The 20,309-nt window shown below is 32.1% G+C and carries 18 protein-coding genes; 9 read left to right on the top strand and 9 right to left on the bottom strand.

From position 1 onward, the window contains the following. Positions 1-73: 73 nt before the first annotated feature. Positions 74-1,345 carry a serine hydroxymethyltransferase gene (gene glyA / locus AADI82_RS05670; RefSeq protein ID WP_341215481.1) on the bottom strand — a complete coding sequence of 424 codons (1,272 nt, stop codon included), beginning with the start codon at positions 1,343-1,345 and terminating at the stop codon, positions 74-76. A gap of 200 nt (positions 1,346-1,545) precedes the next feature. On the opposite strand from glyA, the gene fahA reads away from it, so the two are divergent. Beyond that, complete coding sequence (gene fahA, locus AADI82_RS05665; RefSeq protein WP_341215480.1) at positions 1,546-2,829, top strand: fumarylacetoacetase; 1,284 nt, start codon at positions 1,546-1,548, stop codon at positions 2,827-2,829. Between the two features lie 97 nt (positions 2,830-2,926). Beyond that, a complete protein-coding gene (locus AADI82_RS05660; protein ID WP_341215479.1) occupies positions 2,927-4,108 on the top strand; it encodes a hypothetical protein in 1,182 nt (393 codons plus the stop codon). A 37-nt stretch (positions 4,109-4,145) separates the two neighbouring features. Here the strand turns inward: AADI82_RS05660 and ytxJ are convergent, their stop codons facing one another. Beyond that, positions 4,146-4,544: a bacillithiol system redox-active protein YtxJ gene (gene ytxJ / locus AADI82_RS05655; RefSeq protein ID WP_341215478.1), complete on the bottom strand. Its 399-nt coding sequence runs from the start codon at positions 4,542-4,544 to the stop codon at positions 4,146-4,148. A gap of 232 nt (positions 4,545-4,776) precedes the next feature. On the opposite strand from ytxJ, the gene clpB reads away from it, so the two are divergent. The 7 genes from clpB to AADI82_RS05620 all read left to right on the top strand — a co-directional run bounded on the left by clpB (position 4,777) and on the right by AADI82_RS05620 (position 11,791). After that, positions 4,777-7,383 carry an ATP-dependent chaperone ClpB gene (gene clpB / locus AADI82_RS05650; RefSeq protein WP_341215477.1) on the top strand — a complete coding sequence of 869 codons (2,607 nt, stop codon included), beginning with the start codon at positions 4,777-4,779 and terminating at the stop codon, positions 7,381-7,383. A 177-nt stretch (positions 7,384-7,560) separates the two neighbouring features. Beyond that, the gene (locus tag AADI82_RS05645) at positions 7,561-8,157 is read left to right on the top strand and encodes a TetR/AcrR family transcriptional regulator (protein WP_341215476.1); all 597 of its coding nucleotides are present in this window, start codon (positions 7,561-7,563) and stop codon (positions 8,155-8,157) included. A gap of 49 nt (positions 8,158-8,206) precedes the next feature. Then, positions 8,207-8,704 carry an acyl-CoA thioesterase gene (locus AADI82_RS05640; RefSeq protein WP_341215475.1) on the top strand — a complete coding sequence of 166 codons (498 nt, stop codon included), beginning with the start codon at positions 8,207-8,209 and terminating at the stop codon, positions 8,702-8,704. A 158-nt stretch (positions 8,705-8,862) separates the two neighbouring features. After that, on the top strand, positions 8,863-9,600 hold the full coding sequence (deoC, locus tag AADI82_RS05635) for a deoxyribose-phosphate aldolase (RefSeq protein ID WP_341215474.1): 738 nt from the start codon (positions 8,863-8,865) through the stop codon (positions 9,598-9,600). Between the two features lie 202 nt (positions 9,601-9,802). Next, positions 9,803-10,471: a deoxyribose-phosphate aldolase gene (gene deoC / locus AADI82_RS05630; RefSeq protein ID WP_034040053.1), complete on the top strand. Its 669-nt coding sequence runs from the start codon at positions 9,803-9,805 to the stop codon at positions 10,469-10,471. 41 nt (positions 10,472-10,512) lie between these two features. After that, positions 10,513-11,211 carry a purine-nucleoside phosphorylase gene (deoD, locus tag AADI82_RS05625; RefSeq protein ID WP_341215473.1) on the top strand — a complete coding sequence of 233 codons (699 nt, stop codon included), beginning with the start codon at positions 10,513-10,515 and terminating at the stop codon, positions 11,209-11,211. 73 nt (positions 11,212-11,284) lie between these two features. Then, positions 11,285-11,791, top strand: coding sequence for a histidine phosphatase family protein (locus AADI82_RS05620; RefSeq protein ID WP_341215472.1), 507 nt, complete (start codon positions 11,285-11,287; stop codon positions 11,789-11,791). Here AADI82_RS05620 and AADI82_RS05615 read toward each other — a convergent pair. The 7 genes from AADI82_RS05615 to AADI82_RS05585 form a co-directional block, all read right to left on the bottom strand. Beyond that, complete coding sequence (locus AADI82_RS05615; protein WP_341215471.1) at positions 11,784-12,521, bottom strand: DUF6503 family protein; 738 nt, start codon at positions 12,519-12,521, stop codon at positions 11,784-11,786. The two genes, AADI82_RS05620 and AADI82_RS05615, sit on opposite strands and share 8 nt — an antisense overlap. A gap of 64 nt (positions 12,522-12,585) precedes the next feature. Further along, complete coding sequence (locus AADI82_RS05610) at positions 12,586-13,434, bottom strand: biotin-dependent carboxyltransferase family protein (protein WP_341215470.1); 849 nt, start codon at positions 13,432-13,434, stop codon at positions 12,586-12,588. Next, a complete protein-coding gene (gene pxpB / locus AADI82_RS05605) occupies positions 13,427-14,158 on the bottom strand; it encodes a 5-oxoprolinase subunit PxpB (RefSeq protein WP_341215469.1) in 732 nt (243 codons plus the stop codon). Before pxpB ends, AADI82_RS05610 begins: the two co-directional genes overlap by 8 nt. Positions 14,159-14,163: 5 nt before the next feature. Further along, positions 14,164-14,904 (bottom strand): 5-oxoprolinase subunit PxpA, encoded by a 741-nt coding sequence (gene pxpA, locus AADI82_RS05600; RefSeq protein WP_341215468.1) that lies wholly within the window; start codon positions 14,902-14,904, stop codon positions 14,164-14,166. Continuing rightward, positions 14,904-16,133 (bottom strand): Nramp family divalent metal transporter, encoded by a 1,230-nt coding sequence (locus tag AADI82_RS05595; RefSeq protein WP_341215482.1) that lies wholly within the window; start codon positions 16,131-16,133, stop codon positions 14,904-14,906. Before AADI82_RS05595 ends, pxpA begins: the two co-directional genes overlap by 1 nt. Before the next feature lie 34 nt (positions 16,134-16,167). Then, positions 16,168-19,362, bottom strand: coding sequence for a S41 family peptidase (locus AADI82_RS05590; protein ID WP_341215467.1), 3,195 nt, complete (start codon positions 19,360-19,362; stop codon positions 16,168-16,170). A 306-nt stretch (positions 19,363-19,668) separates the two neighbouring features. Further along, positions 19,669-20,309 (bottom strand): DUF2891 family protein (locus AADI82_RS05585; RefSeq protein ID WP_341215466.1); only part of this gene is annotated, 641 nt, incomplete at its 5' end.

The following is a 20,309-nucleotide window of genomic DNA, read 5'->3' as shown; positions in this document are numbered from 1 at the left end:
AAAAATCCTACTTGACGTAGGATTTCTTATTCTATGTGATACTAAAAAGAATTATGTACCACGTAGCGTTAAACTATACAAATAAAGGCTTCCCTTTCATCATAGCATTTACTTTATCTTTTACAAGTTCTAAAATAGCTTCATTATCATGATTGTTAATCACTTCGTCTATTAAATTAACAATAGTATTCATATCATCAGCTTTTAACCCACGAGTTGTAATAGCTGCTGTACCAATTCTGATTCCTGAGGTTACAAAAGGTGATTTATCATCAAAAGGCACCATGTTTTTATTTACAGTAATATCTGCTTTTACTAAAGCTTGTTCTGCTTCTTTACCAGAAATATTTTTATTGCGTAAATCTATTAGCATACAGTGATTATCGGTTCCGCCAGAAATAATATTATAATCTTTAGCAACCAGAGCATTTGCCATAGCATCTGCATTTGCTTTTACTTGTAGCTGATAATGTAAAAAATCATCGGTTAAAGCTTCACCAAAAGCAATCGCTTTTGCTGCTATAATATGTTCTAATGGTCCTCCTTGATTTCCTGGAAACACCGCAGAATCTAATAGTGACGACATTTTACGCAAATTTCCATTTTTTAATGTAATACCAAAAGGGTTATCAAAATCTTGCCCCATCATAATCATTCCTCCTCTTGGACCACGTAAAGTTTTATGTGTAGTTGTGGTAACAATATGGCAATGTGGTAACGGATCATTTAAAATACCTTTAGCAATTAATCCCGCAGGATGCGAGATATCTGCCATTAAAATTGCACCAACACTATCGGCAATTATCCTAAAACGTTTAAAATCAATATCACGAGAATAAGCCGAAGCTCCAGCAATAATTAATTTTGGTTGTTCTTTAGTAGCTATCTCTTGTATTTTATCATAATTTAAAACCCCTGTCTCTTGCTCTACACCGTAAAATACCGGATTGTATAATTTACCAGAAAAGTTTACTGGCGACCCATGAGTTAAATGTCCTCCATGAGACAAATCAAATCCTAAAATTTTATCCCCTGGTTTTAAACACGCATGATAAACCGCCGTATTAGCCTGACTACCAGAATGCGGTTGTACATTTACATAAGCAGCACCAAACAAGGTTTTTGCTCTGTCAATTGCAATTTGCTCAACTTCATCAACCACTTCGCAACCACCGTAATAACGCTTACCAGGGTAACCTTCGGCATATTTATTGGTTAATACAGAGCCAGCAGCTTCCATAACTTGGTCGCTTACAAAGTTCTCTGATGCAATAAGTTCTATACCATGTAATTGGCGTTCTTTTTCGGCTTGAATAAGTTCAAAAATTTGTTCGTCGCGTTGCATAAATTTTAATTGTAGTTAAAAGTTGAGCAAAAATAACAAATAGATTATTCAAATACATCAAAAAACATATATTTACCATTAAGTTTTAAACCGTTTTATTAACGATTAAAATAAACCTATTTTTTAATCATTTATTTCTAATTAAATAAAAAAAATGTGTAGGTTTGGTACGAATTTAATAACAAATAAAAAATATAGTTATGCCATTATCAGCTAACAATCCAGATAGAAAGTCGTGGTTACACGTCGATAAAAACTCAGATTTTCCAATTCAAAATATTCCCTTTGGAGTATTTCTTACTCGTGATGATATTATTACCATAGGCACAAGAATTGGTGATACAGCTATAGATCTTGGTGCTTTACATCAATTAGGGTATTTTGATGGTATTGCATTAACTGATGATATTTTCCTTCAAGATACTTTAAACGATTTTATTGCGGACGGAAGAAAAACATGGCGTGCCGTAAGAAATAGGATAGCTGAAATTTTTGATGCCAAAAACGATGCACTAAAAAACAACACAAAACATAAAGAGACTATTCTTTTTCGTTTAGATGAAATTGAAATGCAACTCCCTGCACAAATAGGCGATTATACTGATTTTTATTCAAGTATCGAGCATGCTACTAATATAGGTACCATGTTTAGAGGTAAAGACAATGCTTTAATGCCAAATTGGTTACATGTTCCTGTAGGGTATCATGGCAGAAGTTCGTCTATAATCCCTTCTGGAATTCCTGTACATAGGCCTCAAGGGCAAACATTACCACCAAACTCAGATACTCCTGTTTTTGGACCATCAAAACGTGTAGATTTTGAATTAGAAATGGCTTTTATAACTACAGATGCTAACGATTTAGGAGAACCAATTCCTGTTGAAGAAGCTGAAGAGTATATTTTTGGCTTGGTACTATTTAATGATTGGAGTGCTAGAGATATTCAAAAATGGGAATATGTACCGCTAGGACCTTTTTTATCTAAAAACTTTGCTTCATCAATCTCTCCATGGATTGTTACCCTTGATGCATTAGAACCTTTTAGAGTTAAAAGTCCGAAACCTTTAAAACCACAATTACCGTATTTACAATACCAAGGTAAAAAGAGTTTCGACATTAATTTAGAGGTAGCCATTCAACCTACGGGAGCCAAAGAAACCGTGGTTAGTAAGTCTAACTTTAAGTACATGTACTGGAATATGTCTCAACAATTAGCACATCATACAATTAACGGATGCCCTATAAATTCTGGCGATATGATGGGTAGCGGCACACTTTCTGGAAAAACACCCGATTCTTATGGCTCAATGATTGAATTAACCTGGGCAGGAAAAAAACCAGTTAAGCTATCTAACGGAACAGAGCGTAACTTTATTAATGATAACGATACGGTTATTATGCGTGGTCATTGCGAAAAAGATGGAACACGGATTGGTTTTGGCGAAGTATCAACCAAATTACTTCCTGTTTATAAGAAAAAATAAAACACTGTTTTTCAAATAGTTAACATTTAATTAATAGTTTTTCCTATTTTTGGCATTACTATTGAATTAATACCCCAATAAACCAAACTTTTAACCTATGAAAAGATTTCTACTCCTAATCCTTATACTTCCACTATGTATTGCCTGTAGCGCAAAAAAAGAAGTTGAAAAAGCTGTAAACTCTGGCAATTACGATCAAGCCATAAATACAGCACTTAAAACCCTGAGAACAAACAAAGATTCAAAGCGAAAGCACGATGTCGTTATAATGCTACAAGATGCCTATTACAAAGCCGAGGATAGAGATTTAAACACCATCGAGCATCTTAAAAAAGATAAAAATCCAGAGTTGTATCGTGAGATTTACGAGCGTTATTTAGATTTGAATGCACGACAAGAAGCCATTAAACCTATATTACCACTATCTGTAAATGGAAAGAATATTCCGTTTAGCTTTAATAATTATAGCAATGCCATTATTGAATCTCGTAAAAATCTTTCTGATTACTTATACGAAAAAGGCATTGAGTTATTAGAATCTGAAGACAAATCCATAATAAGGCAAGCCTATAACACGCTTGATTACTTAGATCGTATTAGCCCAAACTACGAAAATACGCGTGAGTTATTAGATGAAGCACATCAACGAGGGACTAATTATATTTTGGTTTCTATTAATAACGAAACACAACAAATAATTCCAACACGTTTAGAAGATGATTTATTAAACTTTGACACCTACGGATTAAATAAATTCTGGAGTGTTTATCATGCAAATAAAAGTAACAACGTTAAATACGATTATGCCATGCATCTTAATTTAAAACGTATCAATATTTCTCCAGAACGTATTAAAGAACGAGAGATTTTAAGAGAAAAAGAAATTATTGATGGTTGGAAATATAAGTTAGATACCGCTGGTAATGTTGTGAAAGACAGCTTAGGTAATGATGTGAAAGTTGATAAAGTTATTACCGTAAAATGTCGATTATTAGAAACGATTCAAACTAAATCATCTCAAGTTATAGCTGATGTAGTGTATTTCGATTTAGCATCAAATCAACCTTTAGATACCTTTACTATTGATAGTGAATTTGTTTTTGAACATTTTTTTGCAAGATCAAGAGGCGATAAGCGTGCGCTTACTAAAGATGACAGAATTTTATTAGATAACAGACGTGTGCCGTTTCCTAGTAATGAACAAATGATCTATGATACTGGTGAAGATTTAAAGTTAAAACTAAAAGATATTATTAATTCTTATACGATTAGACGATGAATTAAGAACCTCTCAAACTTTCGGGGAGGTTTTTAGTTTAAATAAATTGATTCAAATCCAAATCATTAATCGCTCCATGTGAAGCATGCGCAACCACTACCCCATTTTTAATTATAATAAGTTGCGGAGATTCATGCATAATCTGAAATTTATACCCAACCTCGTTTGATACATCACGGTAATTCAACAAATCCAAATAATATAAATCTAAATCTTTTTCGGTAAAATTATAGGTATCCACAAATTGTTTCATAACCATTCTACTTATTCCACAGCGCGTTGAATGTTTAAAAACAACTTGTGTTTTTGTAGTCGATTTATTTTCAATAAAATCTAACTGAGGTAATTCATTTAAAGGAATCCAAGGCAATACCTTTTCTTCTTTATTGGTGGCTGAGCTTGTTGAAGTCCCAAATAATTTATTTATTAATCCCATAATTAAAAATATTTCTCCTCAAAACATATTTTGAGGTAACATTAATTTGTCATTCCTGCAAAAGCAGGAACCCACTTTTTACTATTAATATAATAATAAGTCGCTCACAACTTTAAAACTTACAAACTGACTAAAAGTCACTAAAACAAGGGCGTATCAAGACATTTTGTCGTTGAAATAGCATTGGTAAGATTATTGACTTAATACTTGTAAAGAAAATAAAAATACAGTTATGAATTTAAATAATTATACAATAAAATCTCAAGAAGCCATACAGCAAGCACAACAAATTGCTCAAAGTTTTGGTCATCAACAAATAGAGAATGAACACATTTTTAAAGGCATTTTTGAAGTTGATGAAAATGTTTTACCATTCATATTAAAAAAACTGAATGTAAACATTTCAATATTAGAACAAGCACTAAATAAGCAATTAGAAAGTTTTCCAAAAGTTACTGGAAGTGAGTTAATGCTATCTCGTGAAGCTGGAAAAAGCCTAAACGAGGCATCAATTATTGCTAAGAAAATGAAAGATGATTTTGTGTCTATCGAACATTTAATTTTAGCCGTTTTTAAATCGAGTAGTAAAATAGCACAAATGCTAAAAGATCAAAGTGTTACAGAAAAAGGTCTAAAAGCTGCAATTGATGAATTGAGAAAAGGCGAAAATGTGACATCACAAAGTCAAGAAGACACATACAATTCGCTTAATAAATATGCAAAAAACTTAAATCAATTAGCAAAAGACGGAAAATTAGATCCTGTAATTGGTCGTGATGAAGAAATACGAAGAATTCTTCAAATATTATCACGACGAACCAAAAACAATCCTATTCTAGTTGGAGAACCTGGTACTGGTAAAACAGCCATTGCAGAAGGATTAGCCCACAGAATTATAGATGGAGATATTCCTGAAAATCTAAAGGACAAACAAATTTTTGCTTTAGATATGGGCGCATTAATTGCTGGTGCAAAGTTTAAAGGTGAGTTTGAAGAACGATTAAAAGCCGTTATAAAAGAAGTAACAACCAGTGATGGCGATATTGTTTTATTTATTGATGAAATCCATACACTAGTTGGAGCTGGTGGCGGACAAGGTGCCATGGATGCAGCTAATATTCTAAAACCTGCTTTAGCACGAGGAGAACTTCGAGCTATTGGCGCAACTACACTTGATGAGTATCAAAAATATTTTGAAAAAGACAAAGCTTTAGAACGTCGTTTTCAAAAAGTAATGGTGGATGAGCCTGATACAGAAAGTGCTGTTTCTATCCTTAGAGGTATTAAAGAAAAGTACGAAACACATCATAAAGTCCGTATTAAAGATGAGGCTATTATTGGCGCAGTAGAATTATCGCAACGCTATATTACAAATCGTTTTCTACCAGATAAGGCTATCGACTTAATGGATGAAGCGGCATCAAAATTGCGTATGGAAATAAATTCTAAACCTGAAGAATTAGATGTTTTAGATAGAAAAATAATGCAGTTAGAAATTGAAATTGAAGCCATTAAACGCGAAAAAGATGAAAGTAAATTAAAGTCTCTACGCTCAGACCTAGCAAATTTAAAAGAGCAACGCAATGAAATAAATGCGAAGTGGAAAAGTGAAAAAGAAATAGTTGACAATATTCAAAACACAAAACAAGATATTGAAAACTACAAACTAGAAGCTGAAAAAGCAGAACGCGATGGCGATTATGGTAAAGTAGCCGAATTACGCTACGGAAAAATAAAAGAAGCTCAAGAGCAGCTTGAAGGTTTTCAAAAACAATTGCAAGAGCGTTCAGAAAACTCATTAATTAAGGAGGAAGTAACTTATGATGATATTGCCGAAGTAGTTGCAAAATGGACAGGGATTCCTGTTACCAAAATGCTACAAAGCGAACGTGAAAAACTTTTAAAATTAGAAGAAGAATTGCATAAACGTGTTGTTGGTCAAGAAGAAGCAATAGTTGCGGTAAGTGATGCCGTTAGAAGAAGTCGCGCTGGTTTACAAAATCCACAAAAACCTATTGGAACATTCTTATTTTTAGGAACCACTGGAGTTGGTAAAACTGAACTTGCAAAAGCATTAGCCGAATATTTGTTTGATGATGAAAATGCAATGACTAGAATTGACATGAGTGAATATCAAGAACGACATGCAGTTAGCAGATTAGTTGGTGCTCCTCCAGGATATGTTGGTTATGATGAAGGCGGACAATTAACAGAAGCTGTTCGTAGAAAACCTTATTCTGTAGTGCTGTTAGATGAAATTGAAAAAGCACATCCAGACACCTTTAATATTCTATTGCAAGTGCTTGACGAAGGGCATTTAACAGATAATAAAGGGCGTGTAGCAGACTTTAAAAACACAATTATTATTATGACTTCAAATATTGGTAGTCATTTAATTCAAGAACGTTTTGAAGCTACAAAGGACTTAAATTCGGCTATTGAAGCTGCTAAAGTTGACGTTTTGGGATTATTAAAACAAAGTGTTCGTCCTGAGTTTTTAAATAGAATTGACGATACCATTATGTTTACACCATTAAGTAAAGAAAATATTATAGATATTGTTGGGTTGCAATTAAAATCAGTAACTAAAATGATAGCAAAACAAGGTATTATATTTGATGCAACATCAGAAGCTATAACGTATTTAGCAAATAAAGGTTATAATCCAGAATACGGAGCTAGACCAGTAAAGCGTGTTATTCAAAAAGAAGTTTTAAATGCATTAAGCAAAGAAATATTGGCAGGAAAAGTAACTACAGATAGTATTATTTTATTAGATGCCTTTGATGATGAATTAGTATTTAGAAACCAAAATAGCCTAGTTACTGAAGAATTTTAGACTAAAATGAAATTTGTTTGTAACAAAATGATTTTCTAACAGTCTATTAATTGGTTGGTTAGTTGAAAAGCAACATGAATCTTTAACGAGATGATTGTTGCTTTTCCTTTTTATAAAACTTAGAACACTAATTTAAAAATATACCGTTTGGTATTTTTTATTATATTTGCTTCAACAATGAAAACAAAAGCAGAACTTACATCGGAATACATTCTAGAAATTGCAGCTCCAATATTCAATAAAAATGGTTATGCAGCAACTAGTATGCGAGATATTACCGAAGCGACATCATTAACAAAAGGAGCCATTTACGGCAATTTTAAAAATAAAGAAGAATTAGCTATTGCAGCTTTTAAGTTTACAGTTAAGAGCCTAATGAAAGATATTTCAAAACACCTTGAATTAAGCAATTCTCCAATCCAAAAATTATTTCTGATTTCTGATTTCTATAGAAACTATTATCAATACAGCAAAAAAAAAGGTGGTTGCCCAGTTTTAAATATTGGTGTTGATGCTAATAATCAAAACTCATTATTACTTAAAAAAGTAAAAGAAGTGATTGAAAAAATTCAAGATCAAGTAGCTACTATTATTGAAAACGGAATTGAAGCTGGAGAAATATCTACTAACGTTAATGCAATGCAATACGCCAAAAGGTTAGATACCATGATTCAAGGTGCAATATTTATGACTTACACTATGGACGATGAACATTATATGAAAGACACCATGAATCAAATTGATCAAATGATCCATAACGAACTTAAAATATAATATTTTTTAATAAAAATATACCAATTAGTATATTTAAAATAAATCAAAAATGACAAACTTACTAAACGTATTAGAAAGCAAAACAAAAATTAGATTTCAAGATTGTGACCCATTTAATCATTTAAACAATGCTAGTTACATAAATTATTTTATGAATCATCGTGAAGATGTATTAATTAAGCATTATGGTATCGATATTTATAAAATGGCTAAAACTTTAGGTAAAAGCTGGGTGTCTAGTAGTAATCAAATAGTTTATTTAAAACCAGCATTTTTAATGGAAACTGTGGTTATTGAATCGCAATTAATTAAATATACAGATAGTGAATTGCATGTAGAAATGCGCATGTATAACGAAAACAAAAGTCATTTAAAAGCTGTAATTTGGTGCGGTTTTGTTCACTTTAATTTATTAAAACAGCAAAGAGAAACACACTCAAAAGAATTAATGCAATTATTTGATAATGTGAATAATCCAGTGCTTTTAGATTCATTTGAAGCACGTATTAATCAACTTAAAAAATATAAAACAAAAATTACCGTTTAACTTACTAACAACTTATTGTTAATTAAAACCTTGTTAAAATTCAAAAATGAACGTTTTAATTTCCTACTTTTACATGAATATGAGCCTCAAATTATAAATTAAGCAAATACATAATACTATTTGTTATTTTTTAAAACAATAAAAAATCTACTTAATCAATGCATATTACTAATTATATAGAGTACACACTATTGCATCCGTCAGCTACAGAGAGGGACATTATAGAATTATGTTTATCAGCACAAAAAAACAATTATTATGCTGTTAATATAAATAATTATTATGTGCCTTTAGCAAAACAATTATTAAGTAAAACTAGTATTAAAGTTTGTACTCCAATTGGTTTTCCATTAGGGGCTATGTCGACAGCATCTAAAGTTTACGAGGCAAAACAAGCTTTAAAGGATGGTGCAGATGAAATTGAAATGGTAATAAACCAAGGTTTACTTAAAAGTAAAAATTATGTTTCTGTTTTAAAAGATATCACTGATGTAAAGCTAGCCATTGGAGAGACTCCGTTAAAAGTGATTATAGAGATTTCTGAATTAAACAAAAATGAGATTATTAGAATTTGTGAAATTTGTTTAGACGCCAAAGTAGATTACATAAAAACTTCAAGTGGTTTTTCTAAAAATGGATCCACTTTAACTACCGTAAAAATTATTAAAAAAACAGTAAAAGATCATATTAAAATAGCTGCTTTCGATGGTATTGAAGATTACGAAACTACAGTAAAATATTTAGAAGCTGGTGCCGACAGAGTTGGTATAAACTATGGTGTAGAGCTTATTAATAAAACACGGTCAAAAAGAAATTCTAAAATATTTAAACAGTATATAAAAACTTTTAAAGAAGAAGATACTTTAAAAGCAGAGAATGTTGCTGAAAAAATTTAAGACTAATTCAAAAGGAAAGAAAGCTAAACAAAATATATAAATTTCTGTTTAGCTTTTTTTATGATATCTATCTAGGTTATTATTTAACAATAAACTGACTAAAATCATAGTTTTGAAGTCATTTTTATATGCATCTTAGTGTTTTAAAATTACTAGTTGTAATCTGCTTTATTAAAAAAATAAACTTAATTTTAGCATTCCTATGAGACTTTTAAATACCTATATAGACCATACACTTTTAAAACCAACAGCTACAAAGAGTGATATTATAAAGCTTTGTAAAGAGGCTATACAATATCAATTTTTCTCTGTCTGTGTTAATAGTTCCTACGTGTCTTTGGCTAAAGCACAATTAAAGAATAGCAATGTAAAAGTATGCAGTGTTATTGGGTTTCCATTAGGAAGTATGTCTACACAAGCCAAAGTTGCAGAAACCAAATCTGCTTTACATGATGGTGCCGACGAAATTGACATGGTTATTAACTTAGGCCTTCTTAAGAGTAAAGATTTTGATGCCGTTTGGAAAGATATTGAATCGGTTAAAAAAAATATGCCTTATCAGGTATTAAAAGTTATTTTAGAAACTTGTTATTTAGAAGAATTAGAAATTATAAAAGCTAGTGAACTTGCAATACAAAGTGGAGCAGATTTTATTAAAACATCAACTGGATTTGGAACCGGCGGTGCTACAATTCATGATATAAAACTCATGAAAAGTGTAGCAAACAATACGGTAAAAATTAAAGCCTCTGGCGGAATAAAAGATAAAAAAAAGGCATTGGAATACATAAACCTAGGTGTAGATCGCTTAGGAACATCATCTGGAATCGCAATAGTTACCGGCAAATCTCAAATAGAAAGCAATTATTAAATCACGTAAGAGTGATAGTTTTTATCTTATAACTAAAATAAATGAGTGTACATATTGAAGCCGAAAAAGGCGACATCGCTGAAACAATTTTACTTCCTGGAGATCCTCTTCGTGCAAAATGGATTGCAGAAACTTTTTTTGAAAATCCTGTCTGCTTTAATAAAATAAGAGGTATGCTAGGTTACACAGGGACTTATAACGGAAATCACATTTCGGTTATGGGCACTGGTATGGGTGTACCTTCTATTTCTATTTACGCACACGAACTCATTACAGAATATGGTGTTAAAAACCTTATTAGAGTTGGAAGTGCAGGCTCATATCAAAAGCATATTAAAATAAGAGACATCGTTTTTGCTATGGCAGCGTCTTCAAATTCTGGTGTTAACGAATTGCGTTTTGGTGGTGCAGACTATGCGCCTACTGCGAATTTTGAGTTATTTCAAAAAGCTGTTGATATAGCTAAAGAAAAAAATATTACTGTAAAAGCTGGTAATGTTTTTACATCAGATGAATTTTATGCCGACGATTTTGAATCGTATAAAAAGTGGTCAAAATTTGGAGTGCTTTGTGTAGAAATGGAAAGTGCTGGTTTGTATACCGTAGCTGCAAAACACAATGTAAATGCGCTTTCTATTTTAACTATATCTGATTCATTAGTCACAGGAGAACGAACCACAAGTAAAGAACGTGAAACTACATTTTCTGAAATGGTTGAAATAGCAATGAAACTTGCTTAAAGCAACTTTAACAATTAATTAAAAGTTAGCCATTCAAAACGTTTTATATTTGATGATAATCAAGTTTTTAACGATGAAATATTTATTCCTTTTTGCATTTGCAATACTATCATCAACCACTTTTTCACAAGAAAAAATCGCTTCCGAAGCTTCTACCTATTATTTTATTCGTCATGCAGAAAAAGATAGAACCGACAAAACAAATAAAAATCCACATTTAACCGAAATTGGTAAAAAACGAGCAGTAAGTTGGAGTAAAATATTTTCAAATATAAAATTTGATGCTATTTATTCTACCGATTATAACAGAACCAAAGAAACGGCGCAACCAACAGCTACAAAAAACGGATTAGAATTAACAATTTATCACCCCTATAAGCTTGACACAAAAACGTTTTTAAACGATACTGAAAACAAAACTGTTCTAATTGTCGGGCATAGCAATACAACGCCAATGTTTGTAAATTCTATTTTAGGTTTTAAAAAGTATGAAGATATTGATGATGGCAACAATGGGAACTTATATATAATTACAGTACTTGACGATAAAATTTTAGATCAAGTATTAACTATCAATTAACCTCAATGTTCGTTAAGTCTATTTTAGACACGATTTGTAACTGATTTTTTTCAAACAAATCATCTAAACCTAATACTGAAACAGATGAGTCTTTAGGTTTATAATTAGTATAATCTACAAACCTAATGTCGTTAACATAACGTTCGTTATAGGCTTCTCTAAATCGTAAACCAATACCGTGATTTTCGTGATACGAATAGGCAATATAATCAGTTTTGTAAGTTGTAGCATTTATCCAATACACAAATACATCTTCAAAATCTTCACCTCCTCCATCTTGATTAAAAGTAATTTTCACCTTATGATATGGTTTTCCTCTCAAAATAACCTTTTCAACATATTGCTTGTTTACTGCGGCATCATTCAACCCGTAAGGTAAAACCGAAAAATAGTGAACTGAATTTACCGAAGCTGAGTATTTAGGAACCATACTATCTGGAACTTTTACTATTTCATTATTAATATAACGCTCAAATCCGTCATTAGATAAAACATCTCTAACGATACCTGTTGAATCTTTAAATCTTCTTTCTAGTTGAAAACTTCCGTTATTACGAGTTGCTTTGTAGTTTTTATCTCTAAAATCAAATGCAATAGTTGAGTTTTTAATTTTATAGCCACCTGAAATTTCTATCGATTTGTCAACGATATCTTGCACGTTAACTTCTTTTTGTTTTTCACAACTTAAAAAGAGCATCGTAGCTGTAAAAAGTAGAAAATATTTTTTCATTTTTTGTTTTTATTGTAAGTCGCAAAATTAAACACAACTTACCTAATAGAACCATAAAATTTTCTTAATATTCCACTAATTTAAAAGTAATATTTTGTCCTGTAAACTTTTGCGATAAAATATTAATTGATGTTTCTTTTAGCTGTAAAATCCTAGGGTAGCCACCAGTGGTTTGACAATCTCTCATTAAAATAATAAGCTTGCCAGAAGGTGTTAATTGCACCGTTCCGGGAAGTACAGACGATGTAATTATGGGTTCTAATTTATTTTTTAAAGTGTCTTCTAATTGATAAGCCATTCTATTATTCTCTTTTGAAATTTTAAATATTTTTGAAAAAAATTTTTCTTGTTGCTCAATGGAAAGATATTCGAATTCTGGACCTTTAAAAACTTCAATTTTTTTTGAAATAAAATGATTTCTATTTACTTTAATACTTGCATGTTTTCTATTATTTATAGTAGAATATAATATGGGCAACTCATCATTTTTATTAAGCAAAAACGGATTAGTAATGCCTTTATACATGCTTTTACTTCCCATAACAACTTCAGTTTTAAAACCGCCAGAAACTGCTAAATAGCATCTAAATCCGTAATTAAGTTTACCAAAAGATAAAACATCACCAGCTTTTACAGCAATATTTTTATGAAGCTTTATTCTATTTGAATTGATATTTGGCGACATATCTGCTCCAGAAATACAAATATTGGTGTCGCCATTAAATTGAAGTGTGGCACCCACCATCGTCATTTCAATAACCGCAGCTTTTTTATCATTGCCTAAAATAGCATTGGCAATGGATGCCGAATTGTAATCCATAACCCCAGAATATGGCACACCGTATTGCTGAAAACCCATACGCCCAAAATCTTGAATGGTTGAAAAGAAACCTGATTTTATTACTTTAATCATTTATAACCTCGCTTTCTATTTTATAAACTCCAATATCGATAAGTGCTTTTATTTCGTGATGTTTTTCTAAAGAAATCGGATAAAACTTTATGCTATCCCCAGATTTCGCAAAACACGGCTTACCTTTTTTTGCATCGAAAAAAGAAATGGGCGTGTTTCCAATAATATTCCATCCTCCTGGGCTTTCATTTGGATAAACACCAGTTTGATTGCCTCCAATAGCCACTGCACCTTTTTCAATTTTTAATCTTGGAGTTTCTTTTCGAGGAAAATGAAGCGTTTCATCTAAACCGCCCAAATATAAAAATCCGGGTAAAAACCCGATGAAATAAACGGTATAAATAGCTTGCGAATGACGCTTAATAATGTCTTCTTTTAAACTGTTTTTAGCTAATGCCATCGTTTCTAAATCAATACCAAAAACAGCATCGTAACACACAGGGATATTCCACTGTTTAAATTTGGGTTGCGTATAAGTTGTTTTCTGATTATATATTTTTTTTAATGCAGAAAATTGATTTTGAAAATCAATTATTAATTTACCATAAGTAATTAATAATGAATTATATGCATGATTTATATTAACAATAAATTCAATGTTACTATTTAGGATTTTATCTTTAAAAACCAACGCATCAAACAGTATTTCTTTATCGATTACAGATGGCCATTCAATTAAAATTGAACGTTCTCCATATTGTTTATATACAAGATTAAATGCCATAAAAACTACACAATACTTATCCCTTTTGCTTCTAAATTTGTTCTTAAAGTTTTTACCAAATTTACAGCTTCAGCATTATCGCCATGAATGCAAAATGTATCGGCTTTAATTGCTATTTCTGCGCCATTAATGGGTTTAACTTTTTTAGTAGAAATTATTCGATAGACGTGACTAAACAGGGCAACATCGTCACTAATTAATGCATTGCTTTTATCTCTTGAAACAAGTGTTAAATCGTTATTATAATTTCTATCGGCAAACGCCTCATACATAACCGATATGTTATTCTGAATCGCCACATCGGCAATAACCGATGTATAAGGCACATATAATTTAACTGGTATGGCAATGCTTTTTATCGCTTCAATAATAATTTTTGCGGTCTTTTCGTCAACCGCTGCTAAATTATAAAGAGCACCATGTGGTTTAATATGATGGAGTCTCGCGTGTTCTACTTTTAAAACATTTAGCAAATCTCTTATTTGTTTTTTAATTGATTTGTACAATACCACCGAAGGTAATTCCATAGCGATTCTACCAAAATTTTCTTTATCAGGAAACGACGGATGCGCTCCTATTTTTACGCCGTATTTTTTTGCTAACCGTACAACGCTTCGCATAGTTTCAACATTGCCAGCATGACCTCCACAAGCGATATTACAGCTTGAAATATAAGGCATCAATTGCGATTCGTTACCAATGCCTTCACCTAAATCTACATTGATATCAATCTTATAATTTTGCACTAAAAGAGGTTTAAATGAAATATTTTGTTGAGTGTGGCTATCGATAGTAAGATACTAATTCCTAGTATAACAACCCCGAAAATATTTTGTTTTGTATTATTTATATGCATTCCTAAAATAGATTTTTTATTCATAATCCAAATTAAAAAACCAGCAATAATGGGCAATAAAATTCCATTTGTAACTTGGGCGAATTTTATAATTTCTATCGATTTTATTCCAGAGGAAGCTGAAATTACACCAACAGTCAAAACAATCATCCAAACCGCTCGAAACTTTTTAGATTGCATATTGGTACTCCAACCTAAACAACCCGTTGCAACAAATGCTGCAGCTAATGGTGCTGTTATCGCACTAGTAATCCCAGCAGCAAATAAACCCATTGCTAAAAAATATTTTGCATAACTACCGAATAACGGCTCCAATCCTTTGGCTAAATCTGCTGCGTTATTTATGTCTTGTGTTTGAATGGATGCTGCCGAAATAATAATACACATAGACACTAATCCGCCTAAAACAACTGCAACTAAAGTATCTTTTCTAGCAAATTTCAAATCCGATTCATTATGCCATTTCTGTTTAACTAAAGACGCATGCAAAAACAAATTATAAGGCACAACCGTTGTTCCAATTAAAGCTATAATGGTTAACATACTATCTTTTGGAAACTGGGGAATAAATACTCCGCTTAAAATTTTGGAAAGATTTGGTTTGGTTATTATAGCTGTAATCAGAAAGGCTAAACTCATTAAAATAACAAGTGAAACCAAAGTGTTTTGGAGGATTTTGTAATTCCCTAAATAAAGCAAAACGAACGCTATAATACCTATTGTAATACTTAAAAAGTTAATTGAAAGTCCAGCAACACTAATATTTGAGTTTCCTACGATAGTTTCTAAACCTAAAACACCACCACTTATGTTTCCGGCTTCATAAGCTGCATTACCAATAACAATTGCTGAGAGAATTAATATGATGGCAAGCGTTTTAAATATGGGGTTTTTAATTTTGCTTCTTATAGCTTCAGCTAAGCCATTTTGAGAAATAACACCCAATCTTGCAGCCATTTCTTGTAAAACAACGGTGGCAATTATAGAAAGTAACATCGCCCAAAGCAACGCATACCCAAAAGCAACGCCAGCAAGGGTACAAACGGTTACCGTACCTGGACCGATAAAAGCGGCAGCTACTAGTGGCCCAGGACCAATATTTCTAAACCAGTTTTTTATTTGTATTGGTTATTAATTATTTTTTTAAATGTCTCTAAATTTGTTTAAGCAACTCATCTACTGCCTTTTTTAATTGGGTGTCTTGCTTGTTAGCTTTATCATCTGGATTATTTAGCACCAAAACATCTGGAACTGCTGGTACAAAGTCCATATTATCGCCAGTTGATTTTACATACCACCCTCTATATGGCATTCTTACGCTAGAGCCATCAATTAAACGCGCAGACCCTGTTGAAATAACCGCTCCAAAAGTAGGTTCGCCAACCAAAGTACCAATCCCTAATGCTTTGTACGCATGCGAAAATATTTCAGCATTAGAATAACTTGTGTGATTACACAAGGCTATGGATGGCTTAGTCCACGACGCTAAAGGCAAACGCTCGCTAAAAGGGTAATGATTTTTAAAGTTTTTATTTTCGTTTTCTAGATTTTTAGCTGCACCTCGAGGCACTGTATAAGCATGCTGTTTTACGTTTAAAACCGCCATTAAGTAATCGGTTGTCCATCCACCACCGTTAAAACGCACATCAATTACCAATCCTTTTTTACCTAAACCAGCAGCGGTAAGTTCACGTTCAAAACGCTCGAAACTTGTCCAATTCATACCCTGAATATGAATATACCCTAATTGACCGTTTGAATATTGTTCAGTAAGTCGTTTTCTTTCATTTACCCAAGCTTTATAATTTTCAAGTCTGTTGCTGCTTTTAGGTCTAATAACGACCTCAACGGTATTATTTCCTCTTGTAACATCTAAATAAATTTTCTCATTTGAAGTCCCTTCTAATAAACTATAAACATTCAGATTCTTTGTTAATTTAGTACCATTTACAGCTGTAATTACATCTCCTACATTTATTTTACTCGCACTTCTATCGCTTGGCATACCGCCAATAACCGCTTCAACTTTTAAACTACCATTACTATTAGGTGAGAATTCTAAACCTAATAAGCCTGTACTTTGTCTTTGTAAATCTTCACGAAATTCTCCTGCTCGAAATCCCATATGACTTGCATTGACTTGACCCAACATCCAATTAAACATAGTCTGAAAATCTATTCGAGTAGACGCTTTCATAGCTAGAGGCTTGTATGTTTTCTTTAAAGCACTCCAATCTCTACCATGAAAGTTAGGGTCGTAAAACCCATCATTAAGTGCTTTCCAAGCTTCCTCAAATATTTGGTTCGATTCTTCGTTATAGTCAACATTTAACTTAGCAGAAATAGAAAGACTTTCACTTTTATCCGAAGACATATTAATTTTTGAAAGACTACCAGATCCGCTAGTCATATACAAATTTGAATATTTTTTATCAACGACAATACTAGATGGTCTTTTATTACCCTTGGTTATGTCTTTTTTATCTTTTCCTTGCCAAGAAATTTTAAACAAATCAGATTCAACATTTGGATTTCCTCTAGTACCATTACCTGTAGTGTAATAAATAGTTTTTCCGTCTTTAGAAAAGGCTCTACCAAACTCACCGCCTGTAAACGATGTGACTTGTATTTGTCTCTCGTGGATATCTTGAAAATCGATTATAATATCCTTGACCGTATCTTTACCCTTCTTGTCTCCTTCATTTTTTTCATCTTTATTTTTCTTGTCCTTACTATTTTTCCCTTTTTTCTTATCATCACTATCATCTTCTTTCCAATCTTCAGTGGTTTTTTCCCAATCTGCTTTATTCAACCATGTAAACCAAACGTCATAATCGCCATTGTTTCTATTTGATGAAAACATTAATTTTTTTCCATCGATACTCCAAACAGGGCCGTAATCTTGTTTTGGATGCATTGAAATATTAACAGGTTTTCTGGAATTATCTGCTTTATGAATATAAATTTCGCTGTTAAAATCTAAATCACTTAAACTATACGCTAACCATTTAGAATCTGGCGACCACGATACATTATCGGCAGAATCCCAACCATCAAGCAAGGTGTTTTCGTTTGATAGTTTTCCGTTGCTATCAATATTAGCAACAATAAGTTTGCCTCTACCTCTATTAAACACGATTTGTTTTCCGTTAGGAGAGATCACCAAATTACTTTCGCCTTCATTTGTTTTCGTTATTCTTTCAACGTTATGCTTTAAGGTTTTAAATAAATTTGATTCATTTTTATCATCAGAAGTTACCACGTATAAATCGTTTTGTCCATCTCTATCCGATATAAAAATCAACGTACTATCATTAACCCAAGTTGCCATTCTATCTCTATACGATGAATTTGAAACGTTTACCGTTCTGCTTTTATCTTTATCATTTTCTCTTAAAAATATTTCGCCTCTAATGTTTAATGCACTGTATTTACCGTTTGGCGAGACTGCAATTTCACCAATTCTGTTTGAGTATGTTTTACGCTCTACAGGATTAAACCTGTAATCTGAAGCAATATTAATATTTATTTCTTTTTGAGATTTGGTTGCCGTATCCATTACAAATACTTTATCGGCTTTAACCATAATTATTGCATTTCCATTTCTACTAACGTTAAAAGAAAATACACCCATATCTTTAAAGGTGCTTACCTGCTCTATTTGCCCTTCTTTTGTACCAGCATCACTAATTTTAAGCTTATGAACATTGTACTTTCCACTTCTAGCCGATTGAAAATAAATGGTATTATTATCGCCCCATTGTGGATAAAAATCGTTACCCTCAAAAGTGGTTAACTGTGTGTATTTATCATTTTTAATGTTATATAACCATATATCTCTGTTAGCTGAACCACGATAAGCTTCACGAGCAATTCTACAATTTCCTTTTACAAAAACTATAAATTTACCGTTTGGTGATATTTTAGAATCAAAGCCTAAAGTATTCATAAATCGATGTGGGGTGCCTCCTTTACTGTCGATAATATGTGTTTCGTATTCGCGTTCAACTTGAGCAAAATCTCTTCGCGTAGAGAATAAAATATCGCCGCTTTTTGTATAATCTGTTAGATTATCGGTTGCTGAATGGTAAGTAATACGCTTAGATAATCCACCATTTGCGGGGATAATAAAAATATCATTATTCCCAAATCGATTACTTTCAAATGCAATTGATTGTCCGTCTGCACTCCATAACGGATTGGTGTCGTACCCTTCGTGAACGGTTAATCGTTTTGCATTTTCTCCGTTTATGTTTGCTGTCCATATATCGCCTTGAAAATTAAACGCCATTTGAGTTCCATCAGCATTTAATGATGGTGAATTTACTAACGGATTTTGTGAATACATTGTGTTGACAATTAGGAAACTGCATGCCAAAAGCAATAAAGGATATGGTTTCATTTTAGTAGTTAATTAGTTATAATGAAGAAAAGTATAAAAAATTAAAGACATATTTCTTAATTAGCATGTCTTTAACATATTATTAAAATAACTATTTAATGTGAGTTAGAAATAAGAATTGTCACCTTGAGCGCAGTCGAAAGGTTTTCAAAAATCAGAACTTCTTTGAGGTTTCGACTGCGCTCAACCTGACACATAAAATTATTTTTCTGAATCGCAGGAGTTTGAAAGGCAGATTATATCGAACCCACCTTATTTGTTTTTTTCTGTTGAGTTTAGTGCATAAATAGCGAAACTACCCAACCAATGTCCACCTTCGTAGCTATCTCCGACTATACTTGGTAACGAATAATTTATATGGTGGTTTGCAGTATTTTTTAAATGTGCATATTCAGGTAAATCCTCAGCAATTTTATTTAAACTCCATGCTCTTGAAAAATTAACACCATCCAAATGCACCAATTTTCCATCAGTTCTATCGGACACTTTTCCTGTTTCTAGTTTAAAGTTTTTATCTTTTAATTGTGGTAAAAAAGCGTTTAACCACACTTTAAATGTGTCTTTTTGTAAAACACGTTTCATTAAAGCGGCTTCTTCTAAACAAGGCGATAAAAAATCGAATCCACTGGGTTCCCATGTTATTGGGCAACCAGTATCTTTTATATAAAAATCTTTGGCGCGTTGTTCAATCAATGTTTTTAATTCTTCATTATTTACGGTATTAGCATAATCGTAAGCAAAAGATAATCCGAAAGCGGTATTTGGATGTTCGCCAACTCGAATGGGGTAATTTAATTTTGGTAAAAACTTGATGTATTTACCAACAATTAAATCGGTTAGCGGTTGCAAGTTGGTTTCTAAAGTTCTTGATATTTCGTCGTCCCAAGTATGCA

The organism is uncultured Wocania sp. (genome assembly GCF_964021735.1).
Lineage (GTDB): Bacteria > Bacteroidota > Bacteroidia > Flavobacteriales > Flavobacteriaceae > Wocania_A.
Note: the sequence above shows the minus strand (reverse complement) of the source record. Positions and strands in the feature narration are given on the sequence as shown.

Excerpts from the sequence above, each read along its gene's own strand:
- AADI82_RS05590 (WP_341215467.1), bottom strand. The coding sequence starts at position 19,362 with ATGTATTCACAAAATCCGTTAGTAAATTCACCATCATTAAATGCTGAT.
- AADI82_RS05660 (WP_341215479.1), top strand. The coding sequence starts at position 2,927 with ATGAAAAGATTTCTACTCCTAATCCTTATACTTCCACTATGTATTGCC.
- ytxJ (WP_341215478.1), bottom strand. The coding sequence starts at position 4,544 with ATGGGATTAATAAATAAATTATTTGGGACTTCAACAAGCTCAGCCACC.
- fahA (WP_341215480.1), top strand. The coding sequence starts at position 1,546 with ATGCCATTATCAGCTAACAATCCAGATAGAAAGTCGTGGTTACACGTC.
- AADI82_RS05640 (WP_341215475.1), top strand. The coding sequence starts at position 8,207 with ATGACAAACTTACTAAACGTATTAGAAAGCAAAACAAAAATTAGATTT.
- deoD (WP_341215473.1), top strand. The coding sequence starts at position 10,513 with ATGAGTGTACATATTGAAGCCGAAAAAGGCGACATCGCTGAAACAATT.
- clpB (WP_341215477.1), top strand. The coding sequence starts at position 4,777 with ATGAATTTAAATAATTATACAATAAAATCTCAAGAAGCCATACAGCAA.
- AADI82_RS05620 (WP_341215472.1), top strand. The coding sequence starts at position 11,285 with ATGAAATATTTATTCCTTTTTGCATTTGCAATACTATCATCAACCACT.
- deoC (WP_341215474.1), top strand. The coding sequence starts at position 8,863 with ATGCATATTACTAATTATATAGAGTACACACTATTGCATCCGTCAGCT.
- pxpB (WP_341215469.1), bottom strand. The coding sequence starts at position 14,158 with ATGGCATTTAATCTTGTATATAAACAATATGGAGAACGTTCAATTTTA.
- AADI82_RS05615 (WP_341215471.1), bottom strand. The coding sequence starts at position 12,521 with ATGAAAAAATATTTTCTACTTTTTACAGCTACGATGCTCTTTTTAAGT.
- glyA (WP_341215481.1), bottom strand. The coding sequence starts at position 1,345 with ATGCAACGCGACGAACAAATTTTTGAACTTATTCAAGCCGAAAAAGAA.
- AADI82_RS05645 (WP_341215476.1), top strand. The coding sequence starts at position 7,561 with ATGAAAACAAAAGCAGAACTTACATCGGAATACATTCTAGAAATTGCA.
- deoC (WP_034040053.1), top strand. The coding sequence starts at position 9,803 with ATGAGACTTTTAAATACCTATATAGACCATACACTTTTAAAACCAACA.
- AADI82_RS05610 (WP_341215470.1), bottom strand. The coding sequence starts at position 13,434 with ATGATTAAAGTAATAAAATCAGGTTTCTTTTCAACCATTCAAGATTTT.